This is a genomic window from Corallococcus macrosporus DSM 14697 (assembly GCF_002305895.1).
Taxonomy (GTDB): Bacteria; Myxococcota; Myxococcia; order Myxococcales; family Myxococcaceae; genus Myxococcus; species Myxococcus macrosporus.
The window spans coordinates 3,956,873-3,982,297 of sequence record NZ_CP022203.1 but is presented as its reverse complement, the minus strand read 5'-3'; the positions used below and the strand labels follow the sequence as shown (position 1 = coordinate 3,982,297).

Genomic DNA, 25,425 nt, shown 5'->3' with positions numbered 1-25,425 from the left:
TCCGCGGGCGTCCAGCCACCCTTTCCGCTCGGCCCCTGTTTCCAGACGGGCCATGCGGAACCACGAGGCCCAGGTTATACCCCGCGCCCCCCGCTCCCGCCGTTCGCGGATGGCCGCCCCACTTCGAAAGCAAGATGCCGACATGACAGACCTGTTCGCACCCCTCGAACTCAGGAAGAAGGTCATCGCGCCCAACCGCATCTGGCTGGCGCCCCTGACGAACACCCAGAGCCATCCCGACGGCTCGCTCTCCGACGCGGAGCTGCGCTTCCTCGCGATGCGCGCCGACGGCGGGTTCGGCCTGGTGGAGACGTGCGCCACCCACGTCGCCCAGGACGGCAAGGCCTGGCAGGGCGAGATGGGTGTGCACGACGACGCGATGCTCCCCGGCCTGAAGCGGCTCGCCGAGCGCATCCACCAGGGCGGCGCCCTGCTCTCCGCGCAGCTCTTCCACGGCGGGCTGCGAGCCAACGCGGAGGTGAGCCAACGGGAGGTGTGGAGCGCCAGCGCCTACGACAGCGATGGCCTCCGCTGCAGAGAGGCCACCGAGGCCGACATCGAAGGCGTCATCACCGCCTTCGCGGACGCCGCGCGCCGCTGCGCCGACGCGGGCTTCGACGCCGTGGAGCTCCATGGCGCGCACGGCTACCTGCTGTCGCAGTTCCTGAGCACCGTGTTCAACCGCCGGAAGGACCGCTGGGGCGGCTCCCTGGAGAACCGCTGGCGGCTCCTTCAGGAGACGGTCCGCGCGGTGAAGCACGCGGCGCCCTCCCTGGTGCTCGCCGTCCGCATCTCCCCGGAGGACGCCGGGCAGGCCAAGGGGCTGGACCTGGATGAGTCGCTGGACGTCGCGCGGATGCTCCAGCGTGAAGGCGTGGACATCCTCCACCTGTCACTCTGGAAGGCCGCCCTCAACACCCGGAAGCGGCCGGACCAGCACGCGACGCCGCTGTTCCGCCAGGCCGTGGGGCCAGACATGCGCATCGTCGTCGCGGGCGAGGTGCGCACGCGCGAGGACGCGGAGGCCCAGCTCGCGCGCGGCGCGGACGCCGTCGCCGTGGGCCGCGCGGGCATCGCGAACCACGACTGGCCCCGGCGCGTCCAGCGAGGCATCCCCCTCCAGGTCCCCCCGCTGTCCCCCACCACCCTCCACGCCGAGGGCCTGTCCGATGTCTTCGTGAACTACATGCGCAACTGGCGCGACTTCGTCGCGGACAGCCCGGCTTGAAACGCGCGATGGCCCCACTCCCAGGCAGGAGCGGGGCCGCGCGCGTCACTTCCACCGAGGCGGACGTTCAGCGCCGGGGGGCCGGGGGCGCCGCGTTGATGCCCAGGTACTCCTGGAGCGGCTTCACCTCCAGCTCCGTGCGCTTGAGGGACTCCAGCGCGCCCACCGCCATGCGCGCCGCCTGCACCGTCGTGTAGTACGGCACCGAGTGCATCAGCGACTCGCGGCGGATGGAGAAGCTGTCGGCGATCTCCTGCTTGCCGAAGGTGGTGTTGATGACCAGCACGATTTCACCGTCGAGAATCTTGTCGACGATGTTCGGGCGGCCCTCCTTCACCTTCTGCACCACCTGCGCCTCGATGCCCTTCGTCGCCAGGTACGCGTGGGTGCCGCTGGTGACGACGAGCGAGTAGCCCATGTTCCGCAGCCGCCGCGCCAGGTCCACCACCGCCGGCTTGTCGTCGTCCTTGACGGAGATGAACACCTTGCCGCTCTTGGGCAGCTTCACGCCCGCGGCGAGCTGGCTCTTGGCGAAGGCGGACGCGTAGTCGTTCGCCAGGCCCATCACCTCGCCGGTGGACTTCATCTCCGGCCCCAGGATGACGTCCACGCCCGCGAAGCGCGCGAAGGGGAACACGCTCTCCTTCACCGCCACGTGCTTGAACTCCGGCTCCTGCGTGGCGCCCAGCTCCTTGAGCGTCTTGCCCACCATGCAGAGCGCGGCGATCTTCGCCATGGCCACGCCGGTGGCCTTGGAGATGAAGGGCACCGTGCGGCTGGCGCGCGGGTTCACCTCCAGGATGTAGATGGTCTTCCCCTGGATGGCGAACTGCACGTTCATCAGGCCCACCACGCCCAGCTCGCGCGCCAGGGCGATGGCCTGGTCCTTCATCCGCTCCACCAGGTCCGGGGACAGCGAGTGCGGCGGCAGCGTGGCCGCGGCGTCACCGGAGTGCACGCCCGCCTCCTGGATGTGCTCCAGCACGCCGCCAATCATCACCGCGCCGGTGCGGTCCGCCACCAGGTCCAGGTCCACCTCGATGGCGTCCTTCAAGAAGCGGTCGATGAGCACCGGGTGCTCGGGCGACGCGCTCACCGCCTCGCGCATGTAGCGCTCCAGGCTGGACACGTCGTAGACGGTCTCCATGGCCCGGCCGCCCAGCACGTAGGAGGGCCGCACCATGACGGGGTAGCCGATGCGCTCGGCCACCTTGAAGGCCTCCGCGTGGCTGCGCGCGACGCCGTTCTCCGGCTGCTTCAGGCCCAGCTTCTCGATGAGCGTGGCGAAGCGCTCGCGGTCCTCCGCGCGGTCGATGGCGTCCGGCGGCGTGCCAAGAATCGGCAGGCCCGCCTTCTCCAGCGGCACGGAGATGCGCAGCGGCGTCTGGCCGCCGAACTGGACGATGGCGCCCACCGGCTTCTCGCGCTGGGACACCTCCAGCACGTCCTCGATGGTCAGCGGCTCGAAGTACAGGCGGTCCGACGTGTCGTAGTCGGTGGACACCGTCTCCGGGTTGCAGTTGACCATCACCGTCTCGTAGCCGGCCTCGCGCAGGGCGAAGGCGGCGTGGACGCAGGCGTAGTCGAACTCGATGCCCTGGCCGATGCGGATGGGGCCGCTGCCCAGGATGAGGACCTTCTGGCGGTCCGTGGGGGGCGCCTCGTCCTCCTCCTCGTAGGTGGAGTACAGGTAGGGCGTGTACGCCTCGAACTCCGCGGCGCAGGTGTCCACCCGCTTGAAGACGGGCCGGATGTCGCGCGCGTGCCGGTGCGCCCGCACCTCCTCCTCCGGGTAGCCCAACAGCTTGCCCAGGTACTTGTCGGAGAAGCCGTGCGCCTTGGCCTGCCGGAGCACCTCGTCCGGGAGCTGATCCAGGCGGCCGTACTCCTGGAGCGACTGCGCCTCGTTCACCAGCATCTGGATGTAGCGCAGGAACCACGGGTCGATGGCGGACAGCGCGTGCACGTCCTCCACCGTCAGGCCCTCGCGGAAGGCCTGGGCCACGTACCAGGGCCGCTCCGGGCGGGGGATGCGCAGCGCCTCGCGCAGCACCTTCTCCCGCTCCTCCTTCTCCGCCGGCAGCTCCGGGGACTCCAGGCCCACGCGGCCCAGCTCCATGGAGCGCAGCGCCTTCATGTACGCCTCCGGGAAGGTGCGGCCAATGGCCATCACCTCGCCCACCGAGCGCATGCTCGTGGTCAGCGTCCGGTCCGCGTGCGGGAACTTCTCGAAGTTGAAGCGCGGCACCTTCACCACCACGTAGTCCAGCGTCGGCTCGAAGGAGGCCGGCGTGTCGCGGGTGATGTCGTTGCGCAGCTCGTCCAGCGTGTAGCCCAGCGCCAGCTTCGCGGCGATCTTCGCGATGGGGTAGCCCGTCGCCTTGGACGCCAGCGCGCTGGAGCGCGACACGCGGGGGTTCATCTCGATGACGACCATGCGGCCGTCCTTCGGGTTGATGCCGTACTGGATGTTGGAGCCGCCGGTGTCGACGCCAATCTCCCGGATGATGGCCAGCGAGGCCTGCCGCATCCGCTGGTACTCGCGGTCCGTCAGCGTCTGCGCGGGCGCCACGGTGATGGAGTCACCGGTGTGCACGCCCATGGGGTCCAGGTTCTCGATGGAGCAGACGATGATGACGTTGTCCGCCGTGTCGCGGACCACCTCCAGCTCGTACTCCTTCCAGCCCAGCACGCTCTCCTCCACCAGGATGGTGGTGGTGGGGCTGGCCTTCAGGCCGGAGCGGCAGATGGTCTCGAACTCCTCGCGGTTGTACGCGATGCCGCCACCCGTGCCGCCCAGCGTGAAGGACGGGCGGATGATGGCGGGGAAGCCAATCTCCTCCACCAGTTGCATCGCCTGGTCCAGCGTCGTGGCGTAGCCGCTCTTGGGCAGCGCCACGCCAATCTTCTGCATGGCCGCCTTGAAGAGCTGGCGGTCCTCGGCCTTGTTGATGGCCTCCAGGGACGCGCCGATGAGGCGCACGCCGTACTTGTCCAGGATGCCCTGCTCCGCCAACGCCTTGGCGAGGTTGAGCGCCGTCTGGCCGCCCATGGTGGGCAGGAGCGAGTCCGGCCGCTCCGAGGCGAGGATGCGCTCGGCCGCCTCCACCGTGATCGGCTCGATGTAGGTGCGATGCGCGAACTCGGGGTCCGTCATCACGGTGGCGGGGTTGCTGTTGAGCAGCACCACCTCCACGCCTTCATCCCGGAGTGCCTTGATGGCCTGTGTACCGGAGTAGTCAAACTCGACGGCCTGCCCGATGACAATCGGACCCGAGCCAATCACCAGAACCTTGCGGATATCGGTACGCTTGGGCATCGGGGCGCCCCCATACCAACGTCCGCCCCCACATGCGAGGACTGTGTTGGGGCCGCCCGCTCGCACGGACGCCGGGCCCCGCTCGCTGTCCTCTGCTAGGCTCCGCGGCCCACGGAGGTTCCCTTGCGACACTGGTCCCTGGCACTGCTTGTTTCACTCGCGTCACCTGCCCTCGCCCAGGATGCCGCCGCCCCCGCGCCCGAAGGCGCCCAGCCCCCACCGCCAGCGGTGAAGGCGCCTGCTCCCGCGGAACATTCGGGAGAGGCCGGAAAGCCCGCCGCCGAGGCGCCGGCCAAGGCCGCTGCCCCGAAGGCCGAGCCCGCTACCGAGGCGCCTGCTGGGAAGGCCGCCGCCAAGGCCGAGCCCGCTACCGAGGCGACTGCTGGGAAGGCCGCAGCCGCCGCCAAGGCCGAGGCCGCTCCGGCGTCCGGAGGTACCAAGGCCGGAGCCACTCCTGCGGCTGGAGTCGGCAAGGCCGAGGCCGCTCCGGCGGCTGGCGGCGCCAATGCCGGGGCCGCTCCTGCGGCGTCTGGAGCCGGCAAGGCCGAGGCCGTCCCGGCGGCTGGCGTCGCCAAGACCGGGGCCACGCCGGCAACCGGAGCCGCCAAGGTCGAGGCCGTCCCGGCGGCTGGCGTCGCCAAGACCGGAGCCGCCAAGGTCGAGGCCGTCCCCGCGGCTGGCGTCGCCAAGGCCGCGGCCGCCACGCCGAAGGCCGAAGCACCCGCGGAATCGAACCCGGCCGCCGCCGCTGAAGCGGCTCGCGCCTCGACAGCGACGGAACGGCCCAACCTGCCCCCCGGAATCCTCGACTTGAAGCGCGAGCCCGTCCCGGACGTGCCGCCCCTGTCGCCCGAGGAGCAGACGCGGCGGGACATCCAGGCGGACGCCCGCTTCCTCTTCCAGTGCCTGCTGACGGGCGATGTGCGCACCGCCTCGAACGAGTTGCTCTACCCGTTCGCCCTGGAGGCCGAGCGCTACCCGACGCCGGAGGAGCTGGTGTCCGCGTGGGTGAAGCAGCTCCGGCTGAAGCGCACGGACCTCATCACCCTCTACGACATCGAGGTGATGCCGCTGGAGGCCATGGAGAAGAAGTACGGCAAGGCCCCCGCGCGGCTGGGGTTGGATGTGCGCAACCCCAAGGAGGTGTGGACGGCGGTGGCCAACCTCTCCGGCCGGCCCGCCGTCCTCGTCTACCGTCAGTACCGCGAGGAGTTCCGCGCGTTCGCGTACACGGACTGACGCTCAGCTCAGGGCCTTGACCAGCTCGCCCAGGCGGGTCAGGCCCTTCTGCAGCACCTCGCGCGAGGTGACGAAGCTCATGCGCACGTAGCCCTCCGCGCCGAAGGGCTCGCCGGGCACGGCGGCGACGCGGAAGTCGTCGAGGAGGATCTCCGAAAGCTGCATCGCGGACGTCACCGGCTTGCCCTTGTAGGAACGGCCCAGCAGGCCCCGCACGTCCGCGAACGCGTAGAAGGCCCCCTCCGGCATCCGGCAGCGCACGCCGTCCAGCGCGTTCAACCCCGCGACGAAGAAGTCACGGCGCTCGCGGTACTCCTTCACCATGGCGGCCAGGGTGTCCGGTGGCCCCTGGAGCGCCGCCAGCGCGGCCTTCTGGCCAATGGACGAGGCGTTGGACGTGGACTGGTCCTGCACCATCTGCATGGCGGCCACCAGCGGCTTGGGCCCGGCGATGTAGCCCAGGCGCCACCCCGTCATGGAGTACGCCTTGCTCATGCCGTTGACGACGACCAGCCGCGGCACCAGGTCCGGCGCCACGTCGCTGATGCCCAGGCGCTCCTCGGTGTAGAGCAGCTTCTCGTAGATGTCGTCGGTGACGATGAGGCAGTCGTGGGGACGCAGCACCTCGGCGATGCGCTCCAGCGCCGCGCGCGAGTAGACGGCGCCCGTGGGGTTGCCCGGGCTGTTGATGATGACGGCGCGCGTGCGCGGCGTGAGCGCGCGGCGGATGGCGTCCGGGTCCGGCGCGAAGCCGTCCTCCTCGCGCGTGGGGACGATGACGGGCGTGGCGCCCGCCAGCCGCACCATGTCCGGGTAGCTCACCCAGTAGGGCGCGAAGATGAGGACCTCGTCCCCTTCCTCCAGCGCCGCCTGACAGAAGTTGTAGAGGGCCTGCTTGCCCCCGGAGGTGACGAGCACCTGGTCCGGCGTGTAGCGCAGGCCGTTGTCCTTCTCCAGCTTGGCGCAGATGGCCTCGCGCAGCTCGGGGATGCCGTTGGTGGCGGTGTACTTGGTGAAACCCGCGCGCAGGGCGTCCACCGCGGCCTGCTTCACGTACTCCGGCGTGTCGAAGTCCGGCTCTCCCGCGGCCAGGACCACCACGTCCACACCCTTGGCGGCGAGCGCCTTGGCGCGCGAGTTGAGAGCGAGCGTCGGAGACGGCTTGATGGCCTGGAGCCGGCTGGCAAGTTTCATGTCCCCTGCCTAACGCGGAGCGCCACGGGGGACAAGGGGCCTGCCGCCCCTACTTCCTGCCAGCGAACTTCGCCTTCAAACCTTCGTGCACGTTGGGCGGCACCAGCCCGGTGACGTCCCCGCCGAAGGAGGCCACCTCCCGGACGAGGTTGGAGGAGATGTAGAAGTAGTCCTCCCCCGTCATCATGAAGACGGTCTCCACGTCCGGCGCGAGCTTCCGGTTCATGTTGGCGAGCTGGAACTCGTATTCGAAGTCCGACACCGCCCGCAGGCCCCGGACGATGACGCCCGCGTTGCGGCGCCGCACGTAGTCCACCAGCAGGCCGTGGAAGGCGTCCACCTCCACCCGCTCGTCCTGGATGGCGTCCCGAATCAACGTGCGCCGCTCGTCCTCGGAGAAGAGCGGCGTCTTCTTCGGGTTCACCGCGATGGCCACGATGAGCCGATCGAACATCTTCAGGCTGCGCTGGATGAGGCTCAGGTGCCCGTTGGTGAGCGGATCAAAAGAACCTGGATAGATGGCGACCGGCATGCGCCTGGAAGTCTCGGATGCCCCCGGGAGCCGGTCAAGGACTGCTCACGGCGCCCGATAGAAGCTCACCAACGTGTCGCCAAAGCGGCGCTGGTCTTCCCGGGTAAGCCCGGCATGTGTGTCCGGCGCCGCCTCGCGCTTGTCGTGCTCCACCACCACCATGCCGGCGGGGGTCAGCAGGCCGGCCGCCACGATGCCGTCCAGCACCGTCTCCACCACGCGCGCGGCGTACGGCGGGTCCGCGAAGATGAGCTCGAAGCGCTCCCCCCGCCGCTTCAGCGCCTCCAGCGCCCGGGCCACCGGCGAGGAGAGCACCTCCACCTGCGCGGCGAGCCCCACGGCCCGCGCGTTCTCCCGGCACAGCGTGAGCGCCTCGCGGTCCTGGTCCACCAGCACCGCCTGCCCCGCCCCGCGCGACACGGCCTCCAGGCCCAGCGCGCCGGTGCCGGCGTAGAGGTCCAGCACCCGCTGGCCGTCCAGGAACTGGCCCAGCACGTTGAAGAGCGTCTCCCGGACGCGGTCGGCCGTGGGACGGATGTGCCGGGACGAGGACTTGGGGCCGGCCAGGGCGCGGCCCTTGGCGGTGCCTGCGACGATTCGCATGCGGCCCTTCTACACCGCTCCGGGCTCAGTCGCCCCGCTTCTCCGCCAGGAAGCGCAGCGACGTCTGGCCCGTGCGGGTGGCGCCCAGCGCGCCGAGGACCTCGGTGGCCTCCATGAAGGACAGGGCCTCCAGCTTCTCCCGCGCGGCGTCGTCCAGCGGCGGGAGCTGCTCCTCCAGCACGCCCAGGAGCTGCCCCGCGGGCAGTCCGGCGGCCGCGGCCTTCTCCTCCACGCTGGCCCGGACCTCCGGGGGCCAGGCGCCCAGCGCGAGCCGCTCGAAGGCGCCCACGCAGTCCACCTTGCGCGCGCCCGCCGCGACGTACGTGGGCAGCCCGCCAGCCAGGGCCGCGCCGACCTCGCCCACCGACAGCGCCGCGTCATACTCCGACGCCAGCTCCACCAGGGTCCGCAGCAGCCGCACGTCCGGCTCGCCCTCGCCGAGCGCGGCCTCCGGCACGCGGATGAAGTCCACCGGCACCTTCCACTGCCGGAGGCCCTCCAGCAGCGTCCGGTACGCGTCCGTCAGCCCGCCGCTGGTGGCGGCCGGGCCCGTCAGCTCCAGCGCCAGCTCGCGCTCCGTCACCGGGGCCACCAGCGCGTTCACCGCCTCCACGGCCGCGTAGGAGTCCAGCCGGGACAGGTCCAGGGACACCAGGGAGAAGCCCGCGTCCACCACGCGGTAGACGCCGTCCTTCAGGGCGTCCAGCGTGTCCGCGTCCGCGCGGGCCACGAGGATGGGCCCGGCCTGCAGGAACAGGGGCCGCGCGTGCTCGGCCTCGGAGGCCGCGTGGTGCGCGGCGGCGACGAAGCGCTCGGGCGCCCCCCGGTCCGACAGCGGATGCGGGCAGGCCAGCCCCAGCACGGCGTCCTCGGACCGGGCCGCGCGCAGCAGCCCCGGCAAGGCGCCCTTCGCCTGCACCGGCAGACACGGCAGCGCCGCCGGCGCCTCCGACAGGGCTCGCAGCAGCTCCCGGGGGTTCAGCAGCGGCACGCGCGAGCCCGCGCCCACCCGCGCCACCGTGTTCCCCGGCCGTAACGTCAGCACCTTGTCCAGCACGTTCATGGAGCGCGGAGAATCATCCGCCCGCGCCGCCCGAGGCAAGGCGAAGCTGCCAGGGAGCGTCCGATGGGGCACGCGCCCGGGCCCAGGGCCGGTAGGCCAGCCAGGCCGGGGCGCGTCAGTGGACCTCGCCCAGGTGGGCGTAGGTCTCGCTCTCGATTTGAATCGTGGTGTGGTCGATTCCGAAGCGGTCGAACAGGTCGTGCTTCACCGCGGAGAGGATCGCGTCGTTGTTGCAGACCATGGGGTCCTGCACCACCAGGTGCGCGGACAGGGCGTACACGCCGCTGGAGATGGTCCACACGTGCAGGTCATGCACCGCGGTGACGCCCTCCGCGCGCAGCATCAGCTCCTTGATCTGCGCCAGGTCCACGTGCGCCGGCACGGCCTCCATCAGCACGTCCACCGCGTCACGCACCAGCCGCACCGCGCCAATGACGATGACGAGGGAGATGACCACCGAGATGATGGGGTCCACGACGTACCAGCCCGTGTAGGCCATGATGCCCGCGCCCACGAGCACGCCCACCGACGACAGCGTGTCCCCCAGCACGTGCAGGAAGGCCCCGCGCACGTTCATGGAGTGGGAGCGGTGGAGGAATCCCAGCGCGCCCAGGTTGGCCAACAGGCCCACCGACGCCACGATGGCCATGGGCCCGACGTCCACCTGGGCCGGCGAGCGCACCCGCTCCCACGCCTCATAGAGGATGAAGCCGGTGATGCCCATCAGCAGCACGCCGTTGAGCAGCGCGCTGAGGATCTCCATCCGGTAGTAGCCGTACGTCTTCTTCACGTCCGCCGGCTTGCCCGCGAACCACAGGGCCACCAGGCTCAGCGCCATCGCGGACACGTCCGTCAGCATGTGCCCCGCGTCGGACAGCAGGGCCAGCGAGTTCGTCAGCCAGCCGCCCACGGCCTCCGCCAGCGCGATGGTGGACGTCAGCACCAGGGCGAAGATGAGCCGGTGCTTGTCCTTCTTCCGCTCCTCCGCCAGTCCGCCCCTCCGGGGACCGTGCGAATGCCCGTGCCCATGCCCGTGGCCATGATGATGATGGTGGCCGTCGCCGTGGTCATGCGCGTGGCCATGCCCGGATTCACCGCGGGTGTAAGGGGAGGTAGTCACGGGAGAGAGGGGTGCGGATAATGCCCATTCATGAGGTATGAGAGGCCGGGAATCTGGCAGGTGCCAGGCCCGGCGTCCCCTGCTCCGGTGCGTGGGGAGACGCGACGGAGGTGGGGATGGACTACGGGAAGCATCTGAACCTGCACACCATCATCATGCTCAGGGATGTCATCCGCAAGTGGTGGCAGGTGGAGCTCGCCTTCGCGGACCGCCACGGGGTGGTGCACGCGTGGCAGCGCGGGGACGTCACCCCGCCGCCGAACGCGCTGTGCCGCGCCGCCTTGACCTCCAAGGAGGGCATGCGGCGCTGCGGTCAATCCGTCCGCGTGCTGAACGAGAAGTTCAAGGCCAACAAGAAGGTGCGCCGCTCGCTCATTCACGACTGCCACCTCAACTTCACCATCGTGGGAGCGCCACTCTACATCGCCAACGAGTACGAGGGCTTCCTCTTCGTCGAGGGCTTCGCCCGCCAGCCCCTTGACGCGCGCGAGGCGGAGGTCCTCAAGTCGAAGGTGCGCCAGTTCGCCCCGCCGCACACGGACCTGGACGGGCTCACCGAGCAGGTGCCCGTGCTGGACGGGGGCGAGCTGAGCAAGCTGGGCGACCTGCTGGAGTGCGTGGCGAAGGAGATCGCCAGCCACGAGGCGGAGGCGGCGTCGCGCCAGGAGGACGGCGCGCCCGCGCTGTCACGCGAGCTGAACGACCGCTTCCGCTTCGAGAAGATCATCGGGCGCTCCGGCCCCATGATGGAGGTGTTCCGGCTGATGGAGAAGGTGGCCAACTCCGACTCCACCGTCCTCATCAACGGCGAGTCCGGCACCGGCAAGGAGCTGGTGGCCCGCGCCATCCACGTCAACGGCCCGCGCGCGCAGCAGCCCTTCGTGGTGCAGAACTGCTCCGCCTTCAACGACAACCTGCTGGAGAGCGCCCTCTTCGGCCACACCCGCGGCGCCTTCACCGGCGCGCTGCGCGACAAGAAGGGCCTCTTCGAGGTCGCCGACGGCGGCACCTTCTTCCTGGACGAGGTGGGCGACATGTCCGCCGCGCTCCAGGTGAAGCTCCTGCGCGTGCTGCAGGAGGGCACCTTCCTGCCCGTGGGCGGCACCCAGCTCAAGGAGGTCAACGTCCGCGTCATCGCCGCCACCCACAAGGACCTGGGGGAGCTGGTGAAGCGGGGCGAGTTCCGCGAGGACCTGTACTACCGCATCAACGTCATCCGCGTGCAGTTGCCGCCCCTGCGCGAGCGCCGCGACGACATGCCGGTCCTCATCGACCACTTCCTGCGCAAGCACCACCGCGAGGGCCAGCGCGCCCGGGGGTTGGATCCGGAGGCCCTGGCCATCCTGGGCGCCTACGCGTGGCCGGGGAACATCCGCGAGCTGGAGAACGAAATCGAGCGGCTCCTCGTCCTCGGGGGCGAGCTGGAGTTCATTCCCGCCGAGCTCCTCTCCAGCCGCATCCGGGACGCGGTGTTGCCCGGCGGCGGGCCCTTCATCTCCCCGCGCGCCCACGGCAAGCTGCACGAGGCCGTGGAGGCCCTGGAGCGGGAGATGATCCAGCAGGGCCTGCTGCGCACGCGCTACAACAAGAGCCGGCTGGCGCGGGAGCTGGGTATCAGCCGCTCCAACCTCATCCTGAAGATCTCCCGCTACGGCCTGGACAAGGGCCTGCCCGACGACGAGGCGGAGATGGGCGACGCATGAGCCCCAGCGCGCGGTACTTCCACCAGGACCGCCTCCGCGTGCCGGACGGCGCGGAGCTGTACTACCAGGTCCAGGGGGATGGCCTGCCAGGCATGGTCTTCTGTGACGGCCTGGGCTGTGACGGCTTCGCCTGGAAGTACCTGGCGCCCTACCTGGTGCGAAACCACCGCGTGCTGCGCTGGCACTACCGGGGCCATGGCCGCTCCACCGTCCCCGAGGACCGCTCGCGCATCGGCATGCTGTACACCTGCGACGACCTGCGGCGGATGCTGGACGCGGTGGGGATGGAGCGCGTGGTCCTCTTCGGCCACTCCATGGGCGTCCAGGTGGCGCTGGAGTTCCACCGCCGCTACGCCCACCGCGTGTGCGGGCTGGTCCTCATGTGCGGCAGCTACGGCAACCCGCTGGACACCTTCCACGACTCCACCGCCCTCAAGCGCGCCTTCCCCCTCATCCGCCGCGTGGTGGAGCGCTACCCCGGGCCCTCCGCCCGCCTCATCCACACGGTGCTGCGCACCGAGCTGGCCGTGCAGCTCGCCATCACCCTGGAGATGAACCGCGAGCGCATCGCCCGCAACGACCTGGCGCCCTACTTCGACCACCTGGCCCGCATGGACCCGGTCGTCTTCGTGCGCACCCTGGACTCCATGGCGGAGCACAGCGCCGGGGACCACCTCCCCCATGTGGACGTGCCCACCCTGGTGGTGGCCGGAGACAAGGACAAGTTCACCCCGGGTTGGATCTCCGAGGAGATGGCGGACCGCATCCCCGGCGCCGAGCTGGAGCTCATCCCCGACGGCACCCACACCGCCCCACTCGAAGCGCCCGGGCTGGTGGAGGCCCGGGTCGAGCGCTTCCTCCGCGAGCGACTGAACGTCCGTACCGTCGCCGCCCCCTCTGAAACGCCCCCCTCGGAGCGCACCCCTCCCGCCCTTTGAGCGGGGGTGGGTGTCACCCGGGACGCGCCGGCGCCCCGGCGATGTTCAAGGGTGACGCGGGTGTGAAAACCGGCCTGCCTGGACGCTGGACTTCCGGCTGCATTGCAGGGGACGCACTCGCGGCATATAAGCGCCCGCCTTCCGGGTTCCGGTGGGGTTCGGAAGCCCCGGCCTCCTCGGGCGATCCCCACCTTCCATCACAGTTCGGTTCGTATGATTCCTCGCGAAAACATCCGTAACGTCGCCATCGTCGCCCACGTCGACCATGGCAAGACCACGCTCGTCGATCACCTCCTCCGCCAGGCGGGCACCTTCCGTACCAACGAGCACGTCGCCGAACGGGTGATGGACTCGAATGACCTCGAGCGCGAGAAGGGCATCACCATTCTCGCGAAGAACACCGCGGTCAATTACAAGGGCATGCAGATCAACATCATCGACACCCCGGGTCACGCCGACTTCGGTGGTGAGGTGGAGCGCGGTCTGCGCCTCGTCGATGGCGTCATCCTGCTGGTGGACGCCGCCGAAGGTCCCCTGCCCCAGACGCGCTTCGTGCTGAGCAAGGCCCTGGCCATGGGCCTGAAGACGGTGCTGGTCATCAACAAGATCGACCGCCAGGACGCCCGCGCGAAGGACGTGCTGGACCTGGTGTACTCGCTCTACATCGACCTGGGCGCGGACGATAAGCAGTTGGAGATGCCCGTCCTCTACACCATCGCCCGCCAGGGTCAGGCGTCCACGGACCTGGACGTGCCCGGCAAGACGCTGGAGCCCCTGTACGACGCCATCATCAACCACATCCCGCCGCCGCCGAAGTCGGACGAGACGTCGCTGCAGCTCCTCGTCGCCAACCTGGACTACGACGACTACGTCGGCCGTCTGGCCGTGGGCCGCGTGCAGGCCGGCCGCATCACCGCCAACATGCCCGTGGCCGTCTGCCGCGAGGGCGGGAAGGTGCAGCAGGGGAAGATCGTCAAGCTGTACGGCTTCTCCGGCCTGAAGCGCGTGGAGATTCCGGACGCGGGTCCGGGTGAAATCGTCTCCATCGCCGGCATCGAGGAGATCTCCATCGGCGACACCATCTCCGACGCGGAGAAGCCGGTGCCGCTGCCGCGCATCACCGTGGACGAGCCCACGATGATGATGATCTTCAAGGTCAACGACGGGCCGCTGGCGGGCAAGGAAGGCAAGTTCGTCACCTCCCGCAACCTGCGTGAGCGCCTCTACCGCGAGGCCTACCGCAACGTGGCCGTGCGCGTGGAGGACACCGAGACGCCCGACGCGTTCCGCGTGGTGGGCCGCGGCGAGCTCGCCCTGGCCGTCATCATCGAGAACATGCGCCGCGAGGGCTATGAGCTGACCGCCTCCAACCCGGAGCCGATCACCAAGGAGGTGGACGGCCAGGTCCACGAGCCCATGGAGCTGCTCTTCTGCGACGTGCCGGAGAACAGCGTGGGCGCGGTGACGGAGCGCCTGGGGCCCCGCAAGGGCCGCATGACGGACATGGCCAGCCTGGGCTCGGGCCGCACCCGGCTCCAGTTCCGCATCCCGGCGCGCGGCCTCATCGGGTTCCGCTCGGAGTTCCTCACCATCACCCGTGGCGAGGGCATCATGAGCAGCCAGTTCGACGGCTACGAGCCGTGGTTCGGCTACATCCCCAAGCGGCAGAACGGCGCCATCGTCTCCGACCGCCTGGGCGACACCGTGCCCTACGCGCTCTTCAGCATCCAGGAGCGCGGCCAGCTCTTCATCGGCGCTGGCACCACGGTGTACGAGGGAATGATCATCGGCGAGCACTCGCACGCGTCCGAGCTGAACGTGAACTGCTGCCGCGAGAAGAAGCTCACCAACATCCGCGCCTCGGGCCGCGACGAGAACGTCATCCTCACGCCGCCGCGTGAGATGGGCCTGGAGAAGGCGCTGGAGTGGATCGCCGATGACGAGCTGGTCGAGGTGACGCCCAAGTCCATCCGCATGCGCAAGAAGGCGCTGGCGGTGGGCGAGCGCTACCGCGCCGAGCGTGACCGCAAGCGCGAGGAGCGCGCGGCCGAGGGCGAGTAGCCACTGCCGGGCGGGCGCTTCGACGCGCCCCGCCGCACCCGGGCCCGCTCCCACGCTGTCGGGGGCGGGCCCTTCGTGTATGCGGGCTTCAGAAGGTGTACTTCACCTTCGGGAACACGGCGAAGGACGTGATGTTGGGCCCGATGATGTAGCGGGCCAGCAGGTCCGCGCCGACGGAGAAGTGGTCCATGCCGGTGGCGTACTCCACGCCGAAGCCCAGGCCCGCGTTGGGCGCGCTGACGGCGCGTCCCGGGTCGCCCTCGCCGGGGTTCACGGGCGCCGGGTCCAGGCGCGTGTAGCCCGCCACCACCTTGGGCGTGAGGAAGAGCCGGTCCATGACGCGCACGTGGTAGGCCACGGACGCGTTGAAGAAGGCCATGGTGAAGTTGTCGGAGAGCGCGCACGTCTCCGTGCCCGGCAGGTAGCCCGCGAAGCAGTTCTGCGCGGACGAGCCGAGCCCGAAGTGCGCCCCCAGCGACAGCGTCTCCGTGAGGTCGTACCCCACGCCGAGCTGCAGGTACGTCTGCGCGTTGGAGTAGACGTTCTCCCCGCCCACGGTGAAGAACACGCCGATGTCCGTCTCGGTGAAGAAGCCCCGGCGCGGTTCGAACGCCACCCCTTCCGGCGGTGTGGCCGCGAGGACCGGAGACGACAGCAGCGCGAGCGCGGCAATGAGCTGAGACTTCTTCACAGGTCCTCCCGACAGACGTGCCCTCCCGGCTCAACGCGGGAGCGGCGCAGACGTTAATGACGCCCCCGCGGAACCGGCAGTGGGGGGAAAAACGAAAGTGGCGTGGACCGTTGCGTCCACGCCACTCCGGGTGCTTCAGGGCCCGCTACCGCCGCTCACCCGCCCGCGGGCGAGAAGAGCCAGGGATACGTCACGGACACCACGCCGCCGCCCTTGGGCTCCGGGAACTTCCAGCGGCGGATTCGGGACAGCATGCAGCGCTCCGCCGCGGCGTTGTTCAGCGTCGTCTCGGAGACACTCGCGTCGGACACCGCGCCCGTCGGGTCGATGACGAAGGCCACCGCCACCTTGCCGGCGAGGCTCGGGTCCTTGTTCAGCTCCGACTCGTAGCAGTACTTGATCTCCCCCTGGTGCCGCCGGATGACCTTGGCGATGACGTCCTTGTCCAGGCCGCCCACCACCGTCGTCTTGCCGGGGATGACCTTGGTGATGGACTTGCCACGGCCGCCCAGGTCGATGCCGCCCGACCCGCCCGTGCCACGGCCAGTGCCCTGCGTCCCGAGGCCACCGATGCCCAGCGCCGTGCCGCCGCCGCCCTTGCCGGTGCCACGCGAGCCCAGGCCCCCCACGCCCTGCGCGTCACCCATGGCCGCGCCGCCCTTGAGGCCGCCCAGCGCGTCGTTGATGCCGGTGCCGAAGCCGCCGGGGCCGAACACGTCCGACGCCCCACCCTTCATGCCCTTGAAGGCGCCCAGCAGGCCGGCCTTGCCCACCGCCTGACGGTCCTTCTCCTTCTTGCTCTTGTCCACCACCGGCGTGCCGGGCTTGGAGGGCGCCGCCTCCTTCTGCTTCGCCTCCTCCTTGCCGAACTTGCCCTCCTCGTCCTTCGCCTTGGCGCCCTCCTCCGGCGCGGAGAGCTGGAGCTTCTTCGCCTCCAGCTTCTTCTGCGGGGTGATGAGGAGCTTGGCCACCCGCTGCTGGGACTCGAAGATGTCGGCGCTCTGCGGCAGCTCCTGGCGCGGCGTCAGCACCATGGCCAGCACCACCGCCAGGCCCGCCAGCATGCAGATGCTGGTGATCTTGAAGAACGTGAAGTCGGAGTCCTTCAGCGACGCGGCGGTGATGACCGGAGACGGCTTCACGTAGCGCGCGACGAAGGACACCGTGCCCAGCGACACCTCCACCCGGTCATGCAGGCCCAGGGTGAAGCGCTGCTCGGCGTCCTCACCGACCTGGCCGGAGAGCGCGCCCGCGGCCCGCAGCGCGTCCTTGGTGCGCACGTGGCCCCGGTTGGTGACGAAGGCGCGCGAGCCCGCCGGCGCGCGGACCTCCAGCGCGTCCTTCTTGCTGACGGCCAGCACGTGGCGCTTGCCCACCGACGGCGTGAAGACGTTGAAGAAGTTCTTCTTCGCCTCGCCGATGGTGACGGGCACGCCGTCCTTGAAGTGCTGGACCTCCAGCATGGTGTCGCCCCACAGCAGCGCGACCTGGAGGACGCGCGCCTCGGGCGTGGGCATGGCCTCGGGAGGCAGCGGCTCCTGGAGGTGGGGCGCCACCGTCCGCCGCGCCGTGGCCGTGTTCGCCGTGTTCTGCGTGGGCGTCCGCGCCGAGGAGGGCGTCGACCGGGGCTGGAGGCCCGGAGGCGCCTGCCGCGGGGGCGGCTCGACGGGGATCGCGCCGGGTGACGCCACCCGCTCCACGCGGTTGCCCAGCGCCGTGGACACCTGCCGCATGGGCGGCGGCGGCGCGGGCACCAGGTTCGGCGGCTCCGCGCGCGTCTGCGCCTGCAGGCCACGCGGCGGCGGCGGTGGCGTGGCCACCGGCCCCTGGAACACCGGGCCCGCCACGCGCGCGCCCGCGGGGAGCGGCCGCTGGGGCTGGCCCGCCCCGAAGAGGACCTCCACCCGGCTGCCGCCCACCGTCAACACATCCCCGGGGTTGAGCGCCGTGGGGAGGACGAGCCGCTGTCCCCGCACCTCCGTGCCGCCTTCACTCCCAAGGTCGATGGCCGTGACGGAGCCATCCTTGTCCACCTTCAGCATCACATGGAGATTCGAGACCTTCGGGTCCTGAATCTTCACCGCTGCCTGAGCGCCCGACCCCACAATGACGCTCTCGGCCTCCGACACGGCTTCCGCCGTGGAGCCATCCGGCCCGGTGATCCGAAGCGTCAAGCCGTTGTTCTTCGCCGCCGCCATGAGGATTTTCCCTCTTCCCTTCCGCCCTGAGAACGACTGCCGCCGCCCGCTGCCGCTAGAGGTTGTCGACTGACTTCTGCAACTCTGGATCGAAGTTGTCCCGGACCTTGATGAGGCTCTGGAAGTCCGTCTTCTTCCGGTGGAGCACGTACGAGCCCTCCGGCTTCGTGAGCTCGCCCTCCACCGCGACGTCCGTGAAGTCGATGACCGTCTTCTTCCGGAAGACGGTGCGGTCCTCCTCCTGGATGATCTTCACCGTGTCGCGTGACTCCTGCGCCACTGCCACCGAGGGTGCCGCCCACAGGCCCAGCACCACCACCGCTGATACCAGTCGCCTCATGCTCAACCTCCCTTGCACAGCGCGATCCAACTTCAAGTCCTTGAATCCAGAGGAGCCTGCCTGCCCAACCGGGTGTTGCAGCCTGGAGAGGGGAAAAAAGTTCCGTCCCGCTTCGTCAGAACTCCAGCCTGTCCGCCAGGGTGAGGCCTCGGGTGTCTGTCCAACCTGGCCCCGCCCACCAGGCTGACGGGCGCCATGCGTGTCGGAGGGCCCGCCCCCACCCGTGTCGCGAAAACGGCGTTGCCACTTCAATGAGTGGCAACGCCGACGGTTCCCGCGCCTGAATTGAACGACGACACGCCCGAGGAGCGCGGCGCCCGCCTCACCGGCCCGTGGCGCCGGGAGCAGACTGAACGCCGTTGCCCGCGGGCGTTCCTTCCCCACTGGGAGCAGTGCCCGAGCCCTGCGCGGGCTGGGTGCCCACGCCGTCCGAGGCATCGCCCTCCGTCGCATCAGCCGCGCCCTGCCCAGGCTGCGAACCCGCGCCGCCCGTGGCGTCTCCTTCCGCGCCCGCTTCGGGCTGCGCGCCCTCGGAGCCCTGCGCGGGCTGCGCGCCACCGCCGCCAATGGCCTCATCCGCCGGAGCGCCCTCGCCTTCACCCTCCGCGGTGGCGGGCGCGGCCTCGGGCGGCGCGGCCTTGAGCATGCTCTGCAGGCCCTGCACCTTGGCCGTGATCATCTGCTTGTCGGTGTCCGTCGTCGTCTCGAGCCCCTTGCAGCGGTCGAGGAACGCGATGGCCTTCTCCCAGCCCGCGCGGTCCGACGCGTAGGCCCAGCCCGCGCCGCACACGGCCTCGGGGAGGTCCGCGCGCGTGGCGAGCACCTTCTCGAAGGCCTCACCCGCGGCCAGGCCCTTCTTCGGATCGCGCCCCTTCTGTCCGTCCAGCGCCCAGGCCAGGTACAGCGCCGCGTCCGGCGAGCCCGGCTCCAGCTCCACGGCCTTGCCGAAGGAGCGCTCGGCGCCCGCGTAGTCACGGTAGGCCAGGGCCAGCGCGCCCAGGTTGAGGTAGCCCGGAGCGAACTTCGCATCCAGGGCCACGGCCTTCTGGAAGTTCACCAGCGCGCGGGGGCGGTCCTCCAGCTTCAGGTAGACCATGCCCAGCAGGTTGTGGAGCGCCGGGTCGTTCTCCGCGTGCTTGCGCGCGGTGCCGGCCAGCAGCTCCGCCAGCCGGTACTTCTCCCGCGCGTAGGCCACGTGCGCCAGGTTCTTGTACGCGCCCGGGTTGTCCTTGTTGCGCACCAGCACGCGGCGGGCCGCGTCCTCGGACGCGTCCAGCTTCCCGGCGACGCGGTAGGTGATGGACAGGCTGTTGAGCAGCGACGCGTCGTATTCGCGGCCGGGCGTCTTCAGCGCCCGCTCGAACAGCGCGATGGCTTCATCCAGCCGTCCCTGCTCCCGGTACATGACGCCCAGGTTGACCACCGCGGGCACGTGCGCCGGATCCAACAGCAGCACCTTCTCATAGGCCACGCGCGCGTCGTCAGGCTGGCCCTGGCGCTCGGCGATGACGCCCAGGTTGAACTGCGCGTTGAGGCTCTGCGGCAGCACGTCCACCACCGCCTCGAAGCCCTTGCGCGCGCCGTCCAGGTCGCCCGCCTCGTAGGCCTGGAGCGCCGCCGCGAAGGCGGCCTCCGCGTCGCCGTCCGTCTTCTCCGGAGACGGCGCCGGCTGCTGCTCCGGCGCGGGCTGCCGCGCCGCGGGCGGCGTCGCCTCCGGCATGGCGGTCTGCTTCTTCTGAGGCCCCGACGCGCACGCCGCCGTGAAGGCCAGCGAGCCGACGAGGAGCGAACGGAACCAGTTCATCTGCGTCTTCCCCTTCATCGCAGCACCTCCCCGCGCGCGGCCGTGGGGGCCTGCGCCTCGCCTTCCGAGGACTTCGGCGCCCGCGGGTCCTCCGGCGCGGAGGCCGGCGCCGGCGTGGTCGCGGTGGCGCCCTCCAGCACGCGCACCAGGTCCGACCGGACGAGCGTGTCACTGCCGCGGTAGTCCACCTGCCGCACCTGCGCGTAGGCCCCGGGGCGCAGGCGGTTCACCTGGTCCTGCGCCGTCAGCGTCCACGGGCTGTAGACGCCCAGCTCGTAGGCCTTCTCCAGCGCCTTCTCCAGGGCCTCGGCGGCCTTGTCCTCCAGCGGCAGCGCCAGGTTCTCCAGCTCGCCGCGGTACATGGCGAGCTGCTCCTCGTCGAGCCCGGACGGGTCCGGCGAGTCCATGATGTTGCGCGCGAAGTCCGCGTAGGCCAGGCCGATGCGCGTGAGCGCCGCGATGCCCCAGTCACCGGAGCCGGTGGACAGCACCGCGAGGTACGCCTTCTCCAGCCGTTGAATCTCCTTCTGCTTCGCCGCCAGGTCCCGGCGGATGGTGCTCACCCGCGAGAAGCGGATGCCCGTGTAGCGCTTCCACGCGGGCTCCAGCGACAGGAAGCGCGCGTGGCCGTAGGCGTTGAGCACCGCCGCGTCCTTGCGCGCGCTCTCCGGCAGGCGGTTCCACGCCCGCACCAGCTCGGCCTGCACGCGCTCCTGCTCGCGCGTGTTCTTGAGCTGCTCGTACGCCAGCAGCTCGTGGTAGCGCGCCAGGTACACCTGCGCGGAGCTGGAGCGCGAGTCACGGCCATACGTCTCCGCGAAGTGGCCGAAGGCCCGGGCCGCCTCGCTCCACTTCTTCTCCTTCTCCCACGCGAGCGCCGCCGCGAAGGCCACCTGCGGCACGTCCTTGCGGTCCCTGAAGCGGGACACGTAGGCGTTGTAGGCGGCCACGGCCTTCTGCGGCTCCCCCGCGCCTTCCCACCAGACGCCCGCGTTGAACTGCGCGTCCGCCACCCAGCCGCCCGCCTCGTCCAGCAGCGCCTTGCGCTCGGCGGCCAGCCGCTCACGCTTGGACTCCGCGTCCTCGGCGCCCGGGGCGACGTTCGCCTTGGCGCCCGCCTTGGACTTCCCGCCGGCGTTGGCCGCCTTCAGCGCGGCGTCGTAGCTGGCCACGAAGGACTCCGCCATGACAGCGGCCTTCCGGTACTCGGCGACCTTCTCGTAGAGGCCGGCCAGCGAGTAGCGCGCCTTCAGCTCGAAGGGGCTGCGCGGGTACTCCTTGAGGAAGCGCTCGCCCGCGGCCAGGCCCTTGTCGATCTCCCCCGCCTCCTGCGCGATGACCATCGCGTAGGTGAGCGCGCGGTCCGCGTTCTCCGACTTGGGGAACTCGGACACGAAGCGGAGGAACTCCTCGGCGGCCTTCTTCGGGTTCTTCTCCTTCTTGTAGATGATCTCGTCCACCCACTTGTACTGGCTGCCTTCGACGACGCGGCTGACGCGCACGGCGAAGTCCGTCCCCGGCCTGGCCAGCTTCTTGTTCGCCAGGAACTTCCTCGACAGCGTGTTCAGCTCCAGCCACTCCTCGCGGCTCTCCAGCACGTACATGGTGAGGTCGGCCGCGTCGCGGGAGCGGCGCTCCTCGGGGAACTTCTCGATGATTTCGCCGAAGCGCCGGGCCGCGTCCACGAAGTGGCTGCGGTCGTAGAGGATGACGGCGGCCTGGTAGCGCAGGTCGATTTCATCCTGCGTGTCCGGATACAGCTTCACGTAGACGTCGCACGCGGCGACCAGCCGGTCCTCGAACTTCGTGAGCGGCTCCTCCTGGCGGTCCTTGGCGTCGCGCTTGACGATCTTCTGCCTGGCGACGTCGCCCTTGTCCTTCTTCTCGTCGACCTTCTGGCCGTCGCGCAGGTCGCTCCTGGCGAGCTGGCCGCGCTCGATCTTCACCAGCTTGTCGTAGGCGAGGATGGCGTTGTACGCGGCGCTCTTGCGGTAGGACTCGTTGGAGACCTCGCGCGCCGTGTCGCGGTCCGGAATCTTGAAGGCCACCACGGCGTCGTACTCGGCCGCGGCCGCCTCCCACTCCTCCAGCGCCCAGAGGATCTCCGCGTAGAAGAAGCGGAGGTTGAAGGCGGAGTCCGCCACGAAGTCCGGGTTCGCGTTGGAGGCGAACGCATTCACATACTGCCTGTAGATGTCTCGCGCCAGCCGGTACGTCTCCACCTGGCGCGTCTTCTGCGCCTCCTGGTGGTACTCGGTGACCATGACGCGCATCGCCTCTTCGGTGACGTTGAAGGCGTTGCGCAGGACGGTGGTCTTCCCCTCGTTGGCCTTCCACCACGCGCCACCGGGGCTGTAGAGGTCCACCATCCGCTTCATCTCCTTGCGGACCACCTGGCGCTGGCGGAGCCCTTCGTGCGCGCGGACGATGGCCTGCTGGTACTCCGGCGCGTTGGCGCCCATGGGGTCGTCGTCCACGAGCGTGCGGTAGGTGAGGATGGCGCTGTCGAAGTGGCCCGCCTCCACCAGGCCCGCGGCCGTCTTGGCCAGCAGCCGGCCCACGCGCTGCGCCGGGGCCTTCTGCTTGAAGTAGGCGATGGCCTGCTTCGGCTGGTCCAACTGGACGTAGAAGACGGGCAGGTCGTTGAGCGCCTCGGTGCGCAGGTCACCCAGCTCCGGGCTCTTCGCCGCGTAGTCCACCACCTCGTGGAGCTTCTGGAGGCCCGGCTCGTAGTCGCCGGTGTTGTAGTCACACCAGGACAGCTTGTAGACGGCGTAGGCGTAGATCTTGGGCACGCCCGAGTCCCGCGCCTTCTCGTAGTTCTGCTTGGCGGGGATGAGCTTGTTGTTCTCGAAGTAGTGGTTGCCGAGCTGGATGTACGCGTCCGGCACGAACTGCGACTGGGGGAAGTCGCGGATCAACTCCTCGTAGCGGGCCACCGCGTCCTCGCGGCGCCCCAGCTCGTAGTAGTTGTAGCCCATGGAGAAGAGGACCTCGTCGCGCTGCGGATAGTCCGGGTACGCGCGGAGGATGTCCTCGTAGAGGCCCATCGTCTCGGCGCGGTAGCGCTCGCTGCCCGTGTGGTCCTGCTTGGGCGCCGCCACCTTCTCGCCGCGCGCCACGGCCGCGTCGTACTCCTTCTCCTCCGCGAGGAAGCGCGTCATCTCGAGCTGGTAGAGGTACTTGGACTTCTCCCAGTAGAGCTCCGACAGGCGGTAGAGCATCTCCGCCTTCTGCGGGTTGCCGTCGCGCAGCTTGGGGATGAGGCGCTTGAAGGCCTCGATGGCCTCGTCGCGCTTCTTGTCCGCCAGCGCGTCCCGCTTCGCGTCGGGGATGCGCGGCAGCTCCGCGAACTTCGCCGTGGCGGGCCGGACGCGCGCGGGGCCCTGGCGCACGTCCTCGGGGGCCACGCCCGGGGGCGGTGCCTTCTCCTCGGCCTTGCGGGCCGCCTGGGCCTTCTTCTTCCCGCCCGCCTTGTTGCCGGACGCCCCCGAGGTCTTCGACGCGGACGCCGCGGCGGGCTTCTTCCCCCCCTTACGGGCCTGCGTTTCCGCCGCCTCTCCCACCCCGCCAGTGATGAGCACCGCGCCCACCGCCAGCGCACCGAAACGAAGAACCACCTTCATGCGAGCTCCTGCCGTGAAGCCGACCCGGCATGCGGGCAATCCAGCACCCACTGACGAGGGACGACGGAAAGTAGATGCGCACTTCTGGATTGAGAAGTGGCGGAGGAACGGGGCTTGCGCGCTGTCAACAACGATGGAGGGGCCGCATCCACGCAGCGCGCGCGGAGCCGGCCCCTCCAGGGTACGAACATGGGTGACAACCGCGCCTGTGTTCCTACGGCTGCTGTTCAGCCGTCTTGGCCGGGCAGCCGCGCTTCAGCGTGTATTGGTAATAACCAATCTCATCGATCCAGAACTCGCCCTGGAACTTCCAGTAGTTCCAGGCCGCGCCCGGCATCTTCGGGCGATACAGCGACTGCCGCTTCAGCAGCGCCTTCTGGTCCACGCCGGCCTGCAGCAAATCCTTTTCATCCAATGCCGTCTGGACGCGGATGATTTCCGCCTGGTCGGAGAAGGTCCGCAGATTGTCCGCTGCCTCACGGATGCGGCTCTGCGCCAGCGTCCCACCCACCTGGAGCAGCGTGCCGCGCACGTCCTCCAGCGACGCGGTGGTCTGCGCCGCAAGCGCCGTGCCACGCCACTGTCCATTGATGAGCGCGCGCTTCTCGTTGTCCACGCGCTCCAGCATCCGCATCACCTCGCGGATGCGCTCGTTGTTGCGCAGCCACAGGTACACCGGGCGCGGCAGCCGGCGGTTCTCCGCCGCCACCAGGTTGTAGGACTGCACCAGCGGCACGTCCTCGCCGGTGAAGGGCTCGAGCTGCTGCTCCATGGGGCCGTACAGCGCGTCGAAGGCCGCCAGCGTGGTCTTCACCTCGTCGTAGAGGCACGAGTAGTAATAGACGGTCGCCTTGAGGATCCACGACTCGGGCTGGAAGGCGCCCTCGAACTGCGGCGCGTGCAGGGCCTGGAGGCTGCCGAGCGCCCCGCCGAAGTCCTCGTTCTGGAAGCGCGCGAAGCCGTTCTCGAAGAGCGCCTGGTCCCAGTAGCGCGAGTAGCGCGGCACCCGCTCATACGCGGCGCTGGCGTCGGCGTACTCGCCGCGGCGGTAGTGGAGCCGGCCCAGGGCGATGAGCGCCAGGTGCTGCGTGGCGCGCAAGTCCAACTGCCCCTCCTTCGCGGCCAGCACCGCGTTGAAGGCGGCCAGCGCGTCCTTGTCCAGCACGGAGGCCTCGCCTGGACGGCCCGGGAAGCGCGGGTCCGCCAGCACCACGCCCAGCAGGTAGCGCGCCTTCGCGTACACGCGGCTGTCCTGGGGCACCGCCTCCAGCAGCGCGCGCGCCTCCTCGAAGCGGCTCTTGCGCTGGCTCACCGTGCCCACCAGGTAGTTGATGCGCGCGAGCACTTCCTTGGGCAGCGTCACCCAGCGATCTCGCACCTCGTCGGTGTAGGCTTGGTTGAGGATGCTGGGGATGAGGTTGTGCTCGTCCAGCTGCTGCTGCATGTCCACCAGCCCCTCCACCGCCTTGAGGTAGGAGGGGTGGGAGGGCCCGGCGTTGACGATGGCCGCATAGGTGATGAAGGCGGCGACGGGCAGGCCCTTCTGGGCCAGCGCCTGTCCGAGGAAGTACTCCGCCTTGCCCTTCACCTCCGCGTCGGAGGCCTTCTCCGCCAGTTCGAAGAAGAGGGGCGCGGCGGTGTCCATGTCACCGGCGTTGAAGGCGGCCAGCGCGCGGTTGTAGCCGCCCGGGTCCGGCTGGGCGGTCACCGCGAGCGGCGCCAGGGCGACGAAGAGGCTGAGCAGTCGTTTCATGGCGGTTCGGGCC

At 70.0% G+C, this 25,425-nt stretch carries 17 protein-coding genes; 5 read left to right on the top strand and 12 right to left on the bottom strand.

Annotation, left to right across the window (positions count from 1 at the left end):
• Nucleotides 1-142 precede the first annotated feature (142 nt).
• Entirely contained in the window at nucleotides 143-1,228 is a 1,086-nt protein-coding gene (locus MYMAC_RS16835; protein WP_095958806.1) for an NADH:flavin oxidoreductase, read from the top strand.
• Between the two features lie 67 nt (nucleotides 1,229-1,295).
• Here the strand turns inward: MYMAC_RS16835 and carB are convergent, their stop codons facing one another.
• The gene (gene carB / locus MYMAC_RS16830; RefSeq protein ID WP_013939949.1) at nucleotides 1,296-4,547 is read right to left on the bottom strand and encodes a carbamoyl-phosphate synthase large subunit; all 3,252 of its coding nucleotides are present in this window, start codon (nucleotides 4,545-4,547) and stop codon (nucleotides 1,296-1,298) included.
• Nucleotides 4,548-4,670: 123 nt separating this feature from the next.
• On the opposite strand from carB, the gene MYMAC_RS37875 reads away from it, so the two are divergent.
• Complete coding sequence (locus MYMAC_RS37875; RefSeq protein WP_239989569.1) at nucleotides 4,671-5,786, top strand: hypothetical protein; 1,116 nt, start codon at nucleotides 4,671-4,673, stop codon at nucleotides 5,784-5,786.
• Between the two features lie 3 nt (nucleotides 5,787-5,789).
• On the opposite strand, the gene MYMAC_RS16820 is transcribed toward MYMAC_RS37875, so the two are convergent.
• From MYMAC_RS16820 to MYMAC_RS16800, 5 genes are all read right to left on the bottom strand, one after another.
• The gene (locus tag MYMAC_RS16820) at nucleotides 5,790-6,980 is read right to left on the bottom strand and encodes a pyridoxal phosphate-dependent aminotransferase (RefSeq protein ID WP_013939947.1); all 1,191 of its coding nucleotides are present in this window, start codon (nucleotides 6,978-6,980) and stop codon (nucleotides 5,790-5,792) included.
• 49 nt (nucleotides 6,981-7,029) lie between these two features.
• Nucleotides 7,030-7,512 carry a pantetheine-phosphate adenylyltransferase gene (gene coaD, locus MYMAC_RS16815; RefSeq protein ID WP_095958805.1) on the bottom strand — a complete coding sequence of 161 codons (483 nt, stop codon included), beginning with the start codon at nucleotides 7,510-7,512 and terminating at the stop codon, nucleotides 7,030-7,032.
• Nucleotides 7,513-7,557: 45 nt separating this feature from the next.
• Nucleotides 7,558-8,115 carry a 16S rRNA (guanine(966)-N(2))-methyltransferase RsmD gene (rsmD, locus tag MYMAC_RS16810; protein WP_013939945.1) on the bottom strand — a complete coding sequence of 186 codons (558 nt, stop codon included), beginning with the start codon at nucleotides 8,113-8,115 and terminating at the stop codon, nucleotides 7,558-7,560.
• A gap of 25 nt (nucleotides 8,116-8,140) precedes the next feature.
• Nucleotides 8,141-9,178, bottom strand: a complete 1,038-nt coding sequence (locus MYMAC_RS16805; RefSeq protein ID WP_170114741.1) for a hypothetical protein — start codon at nucleotides 9,176-9,178, stop codon at nucleotides 8,141-8,143.
• 115 nt (nucleotides 9,179-9,293) lie between these two features.
• On the bottom strand, nucleotides 9,294-10,298 hold the full coding sequence (locus tag MYMAC_RS16800; protein WP_043711127.1) for a cation diffusion facilitator family transporter: 1,005 nt from the start codon (nucleotides 10,296-10,298) through the stop codon (nucleotides 9,294-9,296).
• Nucleotides 10,299-10,414: 116 nt separating this feature from the next.
• Between MYMAC_RS16800 and MYMAC_RS16795 the strand changes: the two genes are divergently transcribed.
• The 3 genes from MYMAC_RS16795 to typA all read left to right on the top strand — a co-directional run bounded on the left by MYMAC_RS16795 (nucleotide 10,415) and on the right by typA (nucleotide 15,000).
• Nucleotides 10,415-12,001: a sigma 54-interacting transcriptional regulator gene (locus MYMAC_RS16795; protein WP_095958803.1), complete on the top strand. Its 1,587-nt coding sequence runs from the start codon at nucleotides 10,415-10,417 to the stop codon at nucleotides 11,999-12,001.
• Nucleotides 11,998-12,939 (top strand): alpha/beta fold hydrolase, encoded by a 942-nt coding sequence (locus tag MYMAC_RS16790; RefSeq protein WP_095958802.1) that lies wholly within the window; start codon nucleotides 11,998-12,000, stop codon nucleotides 12,937-12,939. Before MYMAC_RS16795 ends, MYMAC_RS16790 begins: the two co-directional genes overlap by 4 nt.
• A 213-nt stretch (nucleotides 12,940-13,152) precedes the next feature.
• Nucleotides 13,153-15,000, top strand: coding sequence for a translational GTPase TypA (gene typA, locus MYMAC_RS16785; RefSeq protein ID WP_095958801.1), 1,848 nt, complete (start codon nucleotides 13,153-13,155; stop codon nucleotides 14,998-15,000).
• Nucleotides 15,001-15,088: 88 nt separating this feature from the next.
• Here typA and cglE read toward each other — a convergent pair whose 3' ends face one another.
• The 6 genes from cglE to MYMAC_RS16755 form a co-directional block, all read right to left on the bottom strand.
• Nucleotides 15,089-15,691: an adventurous gliding motility protein CglE gene (gene cglE, locus MYMAC_RS16780; protein ID WP_095958800.1), complete on the bottom strand. Its 603-nt coding sequence runs from the start codon at nucleotides 15,689-15,691 to the stop codon at nucleotides 15,089-15,091.
• A 155-nt stretch (nucleotides 15,692-15,846) separates the two neighbouring features.
• Nucleotides 15,847-17,889, bottom strand: coding sequence for a TonB family protein (locus MYMAC_RS16775; protein ID WP_095958799.1), 2,043 nt, complete (start codon nucleotides 17,887-17,889; stop codon nucleotides 15,847-15,849).
• 55 nt (nucleotides 17,890-17,944) lie between these two features.
• Nucleotides 17,945-18,229, bottom strand: coding sequence for a hypothetical protein (locus tag MYMAC_RS16770; protein WP_148281357.1), 285 nt, complete (start codon nucleotides 18,227-18,229; stop codon nucleotides 17,945-17,947).
• A gap of 322 nt (nucleotides 18,230-18,551) precedes the next feature.
• Nucleotides 18,552-20,051: a tetratricopeptide repeat protein gene (locus tag MYMAC_RS16765; RefSeq protein ID WP_095958798.1), complete on the bottom strand. Its 1,500-nt coding sequence runs from the start codon at nucleotides 20,049-20,051 to the stop codon at nucleotides 18,552-18,554.
• The gene (locus MYMAC_RS16760) at nucleotides 20,048-23,659 is read right to left on the bottom strand and encodes a tetratricopeptide repeat protein (RefSeq protein ID WP_170114740.1); all 3,612 of its coding nucleotides are present in this window, start codon (nucleotides 23,657-23,659) and stop codon (nucleotides 20,048-20,050) included. Before MYMAC_RS16760 ends, MYMAC_RS16765 begins: the two co-directional genes overlap by 4 nt.
• A gap of 214 nt (nucleotides 23,660-23,873) precedes the next feature.
• Nucleotides 23,874-25,412, bottom strand: a complete 1,539-nt coding sequence (locus MYMAC_RS16755) for a tol-pal system YbgF family protein (protein ID WP_095958796.1) — start codon at nucleotides 25,410-25,412, stop codon at nucleotides 23,874-23,876.
• Nucleotides 25,413-25,425 lie beyond the last annotated feature (13 nt).